The organism is Pseudomonas sp. MPR-R2A5 (assembly GCF_058793055.1).
This window is the reverse complement of record NZ_JBXAFK010000032.1, coordinates 78,319-86,034: the sequence shown is the minus strand read 5'-3', so window position 1 is coordinate 86,034 and position 7,716 is coordinate 78,319. Positions and strand designations below refer to the sequence as shown.

Genomic DNA, 7,716 nt, shown 5'->3' with positions numbered 1-7,716 from the left:
TCATCTGCTTCATCGGGAAACTCGGTGGGTGGGGTCGCGGTATTTTGCCAAATCAGAAAGTTTTTTTCAGAGTTTCCTTAAGTTGTTATTGGTTTGTGTCTGATGTGCAGTGAATGGCGTTTGCGGAACTGAGTTGTCATTGATTTATTGAAAGTATTAAAGTTATTCATGGAGGGCAAATCCGCCTGCGCCGGTTCGATTCCAACCTCGGCCTCCACTCTTGAAAAACCCGTAGATTAACGTCTACGGGGTTTTTTATTGGCCGCGATTTTCAAGGCTGAGGAGCCTAAGCGTCCGCTAATGGCCGATTGTGTTGAAAAAGTCGGCGGCAGTTCTTGAGGCATCAAAGCATGCATCGAAGATTGAAATTTTGAATGTTGGCAGCGCCTTTAGGCTGAGATTTCACGTGGAAACGTACGGAAGAGGCGCTTTGATCGCCCCATTCCACCGTGTTCTGAAAAACCGACTGTTTCAACAGATTCGGCCAAGCGCGATCCGTGGACACCATGATGGCGAAATAGTAGCCTATGTCGCTGGTGAGCAAGAGCAAATCATCAGCCGATCACTTGGGATGATGTCGAGAGATGGGACCGAACACTGAAGACCTGATCTTCATTCTTGGGTCACCACGCTGCGGTTCGATCGGCGTCATCTGGCGTTCACTTATCTGCACCTCGAACTGTTCGTCCGTTAAAAATTCGCAACCAACGAAAAACTAAATCGCCAAGGAAGTCACATGCCAGTCACATGCCCAAGTTGTGGTTCTGATAAAACACAGAAAAGAAATATCGGGACGAAAGTCGCAGGAGGCGTTGGAGCCGTAGCCGGTGGGATAGGAGCAGTAGCAGGCGGGGGTGAAGGCGCCGCTGCTGGTGCTGCGATAGGCAGCGCCCTGTTTCCAGGGGTTGGGACGCTCGTTGGCGGTGTGATCGGTTTTTTAGGTGGCTTGGCAGTCGGTGCTACGGCGGGAGCAGTGGCAGGGAAAGCCGTAGATGAATACATCTTGGACAATTACAAATGCAACGCATGCGAACATACATTCAGTAGTTGATTGCAGCTCGACGGCAAAGCGGTCGACCACGGCTCTAACGTGGCAAAAAAGGTACCACCTGTTCACGTTTAAGCTGCTTCTTTAGCGCCGTTTTGCCTTGTTCGTCGATCGGGCGACGTTTTCACTGACGATTTCGTGGCGCGGCCCTTTTCAAGGGTCAGCAGTGATACCGTCTGTGCTGCATTCCTGGAGCCTGCTGGATGAATCGTCAAAGCCCGCCTCACCTCGTCGCAACGCCTTTAGCCGCACCAGGCACTAAAACCCCCGCCGCCCATCCACCTATCTGGCATTACGGCCCGAATATACCGGTTGTTGGCAGCACTGGTCTGGGCCTTTTTGGTTTCTTCGTGGGGTTGCTTTTGCTGTTGCCGGGCTACGGGCTGGTGATGTTGGTTATTCTCGGCCTTGAAGCCATGCAAGGTGTGCCGTCCAGCCATGGGACGAGCTTTACAGAGTCGTGGCTTATCCTGCCCCTGCTTGGCACTGCGGTGCTCATGGGGGTGATGCTTGCCTGGGCTTCCTCTGCGCCTCAAGTGCAGGCCTTTACGTTCGACGAAAACCAGCAGCTCCTTACACTCACTGTCACCCATCGCGTCCGTAAACCCATCGAAGTGCGCGTGCCATTCAGCGACATCATTTATATCTGCCCTTACGTGGTCGCCATGTTTGATCGCCATGGCCATTTCAGCGTCGTATGCCAGGGACCGAAGGGCAATGTGTCCGAATATCGATTGGCTGAAGGTAGTTCACTGGAAGAAATGGAGTTTCATGCAGCCTGGTTGCGGGGGATGATAGGGGAGCGGATGCACGAACTATTGAATCTGGACAAGTGAAGGGTGCATGCCCCTCCTGGCACTGCCCAGTTGCACTCGCATCCCAGTCAGGCGTCGGGCCTGAGGATGCATTGGTCTTTTACTTCATCCGCGTACACACTGAGCTTTTCCTGCTGAGCCGCCAGCAGCGCGCATATTCTCATCAGCGCTTGCGTCTCAGCCGGGGTTTTGCCGCCTGCGGCTATCGCTGTCAGTTCAACCACTGACCATCCAATCACCGCTGCCGCATCTTCCAGGTCGTAAAACAGTTCTTGCTGAGCAGTCCTGGGCCCGTCGAGCCCCTGTATCAGTTCTTCCATTTAATTCTCCGGTCGGTGCCGTTCAAGTTCCTCGAATTCCAGGCATGTTCTTACCCGGTGACGCATACAGCGACACTCAAGCTGTGGGTGGGCAGTGTGTACCGCCCACCTTACAAACCCTACCATCAGGTTACACGATAGTCGTGACGCACTTTGTTTTGCGCTGTCATACCGTGCGAGAAGTTAATCTCGTCAAGTAAGAGAGTGTGGTCATGAAGTTAAGTTATCTAACCAAGGCAGTTGTGGTTATCGCGCTGCTGTCGACCTTGTCCGGTTGCTGGATGTTCATGCCTCCGGGCGGCGGCGGTCATGGCGGTGGCCATGGTCCTGGCGGGCCTGGTGGTCCTGGCTTGCGCTGATAGCAGGCAATGGAGGCAGGCCAAGGGCTTGCCTCTTTTTTTTGCATCGGCCAAATCCAAGGCAAAGAAAAGCCCGCGATGGGGAGAGCGGGCTAAAGGGGATGTTCACTAGGAGCTGGGTTCAACTTAGGCGCTTGCCTGTGAAAGGTTTGTGAAAGCGCTGCCATCAAATTGTACGCCTCGATCTACCCCTGGCTGTACGGGGCAACGGGCCCCATAACCCATTATCGTCGCAGGCATACCGCCCGTTTGGATGCCCATCATGTTTATGTCGACCAGCCTGTTATCGGCCTTTGTGCTGTTTGCCTTCGTTTCTTCGATCACGCCCGGTCCGAATAACACCATGCTACTCGCCTCGGGCGTCAACTTCGGCTTTCGTCGCTCGATGCCCCATGCGCTGGGGATCAGTATCGGCTTCATGCTGCTGGTGATTTCGGTCGGCCTGGGCCTGGGCGAGGTGTTCAAGCTATTCCCTTGGGCCTACACGCTGTTGCGCTATGTGGGCGCGGCGTACCTGCTGTACCTGGCGTGGAAGATCGCGACCGCGGGCGGCATGTCCGAAAGCAGTGATGAGCACGGCACGCCCATGACCTTCCTGGGGGCGGCGGCGTTCCAGTGGGTCAACCCCAAGGCGTGGATCATGGCGCTGGGAGCCATCACCACCTACACGCCGGTCGAGGGCTATGTCACCAACGTGCTGGTGATTGCGCTGGTCTTTGCCGTGGTCAACCTGCCCAGTGTGTGCGTGTGGGTGGGCTGCGGCACGGGCCTGCGCAATGTGTTGCGCGAGCCACGCTGGTTGCGGTTGTTCAACCTGTCGATGGCGGGCTTGTTGGTGCTATCGCTGTATCCGATGCTGTTTGCCAGTTGATCAGACCGGCGAAATGGTCGCCAACAGGCCGATGCCGATGGTCAGTACCAAAAAGCCGAACAGGAAAAGTGCCATCTTGGTCATAAGGCCTCCGAGGGGAAGGGGAGCGACAGAAGTGTCGGGATGTGTGCCATTGTCCGCCCCGGGCGGTTTTCGATACAGACCCAGATGACGACGAAAAAACCGTATCAGATGCGTTTGTGAGGCTGTGCCACGGGCTTTCCAAGGGCCCGGTTTTAACAAGATCAGAGACCCAGCGCACCTTGGTACAGCGCCGGCCGTAGCGTACCGACTGAGACAGCCGCCGCATTTGCCCCTAAGATGGCGCCCACGGCATCAACAATAACAGTGGGCCAACCCTCGATGGAAAGACGTCAATTCAGCGGCGGCATGAAAGGCAAGAACTTGCGCTACCTCGATGATCCCTCCCAGCAGCCGGCGTCGGTCACCCGCGTCGGCTTCTTGCTGCTGGAACACTTCTCTTTGCCGGCATTTACCCAGACCCTCGACACCTTCGTCACCGCCAACCTGTTGCGCCCTGAACTGTTTGCCTCGCGCACTTTTGGCTGCGACGAGGGCGAAGTCATCAGTGACCTGGGCCTGGTGATCCGCCCCGACGCGTGCCTTGATATCGCGGCGCTGCAGGCGCTGGAGCTGTTGGTGATCTGCGGTGGCTTGCGCACCGAACTCAAGGCCAACGACGATTTCATCCACCTGCTGCGCACCGCCGCCGAGCAGGGTGTCAGCCTCGCCGGGTTGTGGAACGGCGCCTGGTTCCTCGGCCGCGCCGGCCTGTTGCAGGGCTATCGTTGCGCGATCCACCCCGAACATCGCCCGGCACTTGCGGAAGTGTCCAAGGCCACCCATGTCACCAGCGAACCCTACGTCATCGACCGCGACCGCCTCACCGCTTCCAGCCCCTCCGGTGCCTTCCATATGGCCCTCGACTGGATCAAGGGCCTGCACGGCAAAGCCCTGGTCGAAGGTATCGAAGACATCCTCGCGTTTGAAGAATCGCGCTACCGGCGCATCAAACCGACGGAAAACGTCTGCGTCAGCGCGCCGCTACGCGAAGTGGTCAAGCTGATGGACGCCAACCTTGAAGAGCCCCTTGAGCTCGACCAACTCGCTGTCTATGTCGGCCGCTCCCGTCGCCAGCTCGAACGGCTGTTCAAGGAGCAACTGGGCACCACGCCGCAGCGCTATTACATGGAACTGCGCGTGACCGAGGCACGGCGTTTGTTGCAGCACACCGAGCTGTCCCAGGTGGATGTGCTGGTGGCATGCGGGTTTGTGTCGCCGAGTCATTTCAGCAAGTGTTATAGCGCGTATTTTGGATACCGCCCCTCCAAGGAAAAACGCTTGGTCAAATAGCCTGACGCAGGCGATGTGCTGTCGGGCGGCGACGTCAACCGGGAAGAAGTCTGCCCCGGCGAGTGTTCTCAAAAGCGATCCAGTCGATAGGCGTCCATGCCCGAGAGTGTCGTCGGCGCTGAAGCCAGTCGCACCACCCACTCCGCCGTTACCGCGGCCTGCGTCAACCCCAAATGCTGATGCCCAAACGCCAACAACACCTTGCCATCGCACACCCGGTCAATCACGGGCAGCGAATCCGGCAACGATGGCCTGAACCCCATCCAGGGTGTGGCGTCCTGCGCATTCAACGCCTGGCGAAACAAGCCTTCGCTCAGCCGTTGCAATTGCCAGGCGCGCTGCATGTTGGCCGGGCGCTCGAGGCCGGCGAATTCGACGGTGCCGGCCAGGCGCAAGCCGCCAGCCATAGGGGTCATGATGAACTTGCGCTCCAGGGAGGTGACGGCGAATGGCAGTCGCCCGTGTTCCTGGGGCAGCATCAGGTGATAGCCACGCTCGGTGTCCAGCGGGACTTTTTTACCGGTCAGCGCGGCGGTGAGTTTTGCCGAGTGGGCACCGCAGGCGATCAAGACCTGGCGCGCGGCCAACGGGCCTTGGTCGGTGCTCAGCGACACGCCCTGGGCGTCAACCCGTCCATCCAGCACCCGCCGCTTGAGGAACTGCACGCCGCTGGCCTGGGCGGCGCTGACTAATGCGCAGACCACCTGGTAAGGGTCGAGAAAGTGCCCTGTCGCCGGAAAAAACAACCCGCCCAGGAGCTGCTCGCTCAGCTGTGGCGCGGCGCGGCGTATATCGGCGCTTGACCACACATCCACGGGCACGCCTTGTTGTTGCATGCGCTGGCGCAGCGCCTCGAGCGTCGCGCGCGAAGCGGCCCGCTCGAACACCAGCAAAGAGCCGTCCTGGCGCAGTAACTGCGGCTGCGCGATGCTGTCGAGCAGGCGCTGCCAGGCGCCGAGGCTACCTTCATTGAGCGCACGAATACCGGCCACGGTGCGATGGTAGCTGGCCGGGCGCAGGTTCAACAGCAGGCGTGCGAACCAGGGCAGGGCGCGGGGCAGGTATTTCCAGTCCAGGCGCAGTGGGCCCATGGGGTCCAGCAGCATGGCGGGCAGGCGCTTGAGGATCGACAGGTCGGCAATGGGGAACACTTGTTCGGTGGCCAGGTGGCCGGCATTGCCATAGGAGGCCCCCATGCCGGGGTCCTGTGGGTCGATCACCACCACCTGGCGGCCCTGGCGCGCCAACTGCAAGGCGCAGGCGACGCCAATGATGCCGGCGCCGACGATGGCGATATCCGTTGGGTTGGAATCGGCCATGGTCTACGCCTCTCTCCGGCCGTCGAGCAGGCGCCGCAACAGCAGCGGGTTGCTGTGCTGGAGTGCGGTCGGCAGCAAGCTGTCCGGGAAATCCTGGTAGCACACCGGGCGCAGGAATCGCAGGATTGCCGCTGTGCCCACCGAGGTGCTGCGCGAGTCCGAGGTGGCGGGGAAGGGGCCGCCATGGACCATGGCGTCGCACACTTCGACCCCCGTCGGCCAGCCGTTGACCAGCAGGCGACCGGCCTTGCGCTCCAATACCGGCAGCAGCGTGCGTGCAGGCACCAGGTCGTCTTCATCCAGGTGCAGGGTCGCGGTGAGTTGGCCTTCGAGGTGTTCGGATACCCGGCGTACTTGCTCCTCATCGGCGCACGCCACCACCAGCGAAGTGGCGCCGAAGACTTCGGCCTGCAAATGGGCGTTGCCCAGGAACGCGTCGGCCGAGGCCAGGAACAGATGGGCCTGGCCTTGATTCGGACCTTGCGCCGCCTGGCCCTGCGCAACGAGCCGGGCGTGGCGGGTCAATGCCTCGACACCCTCTGCATAGGCACTGAAAATCCCCGCAGTGAGCATGGTCTGGGCCGGGCTGCGCGGCAGTAGCTCGCTGACCCGGTTGACGAAGCGGTCCAGGGCGGCACCTTGAACCGCAATCACCAGGCCGGGGTTGGTACAAAACTGGCCCGCCCCCTGGGTCAGCGACGCAACAAACCCCTGTGCCAAGGCTTCGCCCCGGGCTTGCAGCGCGGCAGGAAACAGGTACACCGGGTTGATCGAACTCATTTCCGCATACACCGGAATCGGTTCCGGCCGTGCCTGCGCTGCCTGGGTCAGCGCCATACCGCCACTGCGCGAACCGGTAAAGCCTACGGCCTTGATGCGCGGGTCGGTCACCAGCGTGATCCCGACCTCGTGACCGGAGCCGTACAGCAACGAAAACACGCCCTCGGGCAGGCCGCAGTCGTTAACCGCCTGGGCAACCGCGCGGCCGACCAGCTCACTGGTGCCGGGGTGGGCGCCATGGGCCTTGACGATCACCGGGCAACCGGCGGCCAGTGCCGACGCGGTGTCGCCGCCCGCGACAGAGAAGGCCAGGGGGAAATTGCTCGCGCCGAACACCGCGACCGGGCCCAGTGGGATGTGGCGCTGACGCAGGTCGGGGCGGGCCATTGGCTGGCGCTCCGGCTGTGCCGTGTCCACGCGTACGTCCAGCCATTCCCCGGCACGTACGCAGCGCGCAAACGTGCGCAGCTGCCCGCAGGTGCGCGCGCGTTCGCCCTGGATGCGCGGGCGCGGCAGGCCGGTTTCGGCGCTCGCGCGTTCGATCAATTCCTCCCCCAGGGCCTCAATGCGCTCGGCGATGGTGTCGAGAAATGTGGCTCGATCGGCCAGGGTGGTTTCGCGGTAGCTGTCGAACGCGGCCCAGGCGAGGGCGCAGGCTTGCTCAACCTGTTGGCGTTCACCGCCGGCGTAGGCCGGCTCCATTGGCGTGTGGGTCGCGGGGTTGATGGCCCGGACCGCCTCGCGCGTGCCGCAGAGGGGTTGCCGGCCTATCAGCATCTTGCCCGTCAGAGTCATGGGATCATCCTGGAAAACAGAGGGTTGGCCGCTGC

General features: G+C 60.7%; 7 protein-coding genes. 4 read left to right on the top strand and 3 right to left on the bottom strand.

Features of this window, described 5'->3' with window-relative positions:
- Positions 1-1,251 precede the first annotated feature (1,251 nt).
- Positions 1,252-1,884 carry a hypothetical protein gene (locus AC1Q6I_RS22035; protein ID WP_102624658.1) on the top strand — a complete coding sequence of 211 codons (633 nt, stop codon included), beginning with the start codon at positions 1,252-1,254 and terminating at the stop codon, positions 1,882-1,884.
- 47 nt (positions 1,885-1,931) lie between these two features.
- Here AC1Q6I_RS22035 and AC1Q6I_RS22030 read toward each other — a convergent pair whose 3' ends face one another.
- Positions 1,932-2,183: a hypothetical protein gene (locus AC1Q6I_RS22030; RefSeq protein ID WP_102624657.1), complete on the bottom strand. Its 252-nt coding sequence runs from the start codon at positions 2,181-2,183 to the stop codon at positions 1,932-1,934.
- 212 nt (positions 2,184-2,395) lie between these two features.
- On the opposite strand from AC1Q6I_RS22030, the gene AC1Q6I_RS22025 reads away from it, so the two are divergent.
- The 3 genes from AC1Q6I_RS22025 to AC1Q6I_RS22015 all read left to right on the top strand — a co-directional run bounded on the left by AC1Q6I_RS22025 (position 2,396) and on the right by AC1Q6I_RS22015 (position 4,787).
- Entirely contained in the window at positions 2,396-2,542 is a 147-nt protein-coding gene (locus AC1Q6I_RS22025) for a hypothetical protein (protein ID WP_172831352.1), read from the top strand.
- 262 nt (positions 2,543-2,804) lie between these two features.
- Positions 2,805-3,413 carry a LysE family translocator gene (locus tag AC1Q6I_RS22020; RefSeq protein ID WP_024075709.1) on the top strand — a complete coding sequence of 203 codons (609 nt, stop codon included), beginning with the start codon at positions 2,805-2,807 and terminating at the stop codon, positions 3,411-3,413.
- 390 nt (positions 3,414-3,803) lie between these two features.
- Entirely contained in the window at positions 3,804-4,787 is a 984-nt protein-coding gene (locus AC1Q6I_RS22015; protein WP_069076059.1) for a GlxA family transcriptional regulator, read from the top strand.
- A 68-nt stretch (positions 4,788-4,855) separates the two neighbouring features.
- On the opposite strand, the gene AC1Q6I_RS22010 is transcribed toward AC1Q6I_RS22015, so the two are convergent.
- Positions 4,856-6,106 carry an NAD(P)/FAD-dependent oxidoreductase gene (locus tag AC1Q6I_RS22010; RefSeq protein ID WP_102624656.1) on the bottom strand — a complete coding sequence of 417 codons (1,251 nt, stop codon included), beginning with the start codon at positions 6,104-6,106 and terminating at the stop codon, positions 4,856-4,858.
- Positions 6,107-6,109: 3 nt separating this feature from the next.
- Positions 6,110-7,681, bottom strand: coding sequence for an aldehyde dehydrogenase (NADP(+)) (locus AC1Q6I_RS22005; protein ID WP_102624655.1), 1,572 nt, complete (start codon positions 7,679-7,681; stop codon positions 6,110-6,112).
- Positions 7,682-7,716 lie beyond the last annotated feature (35 nt).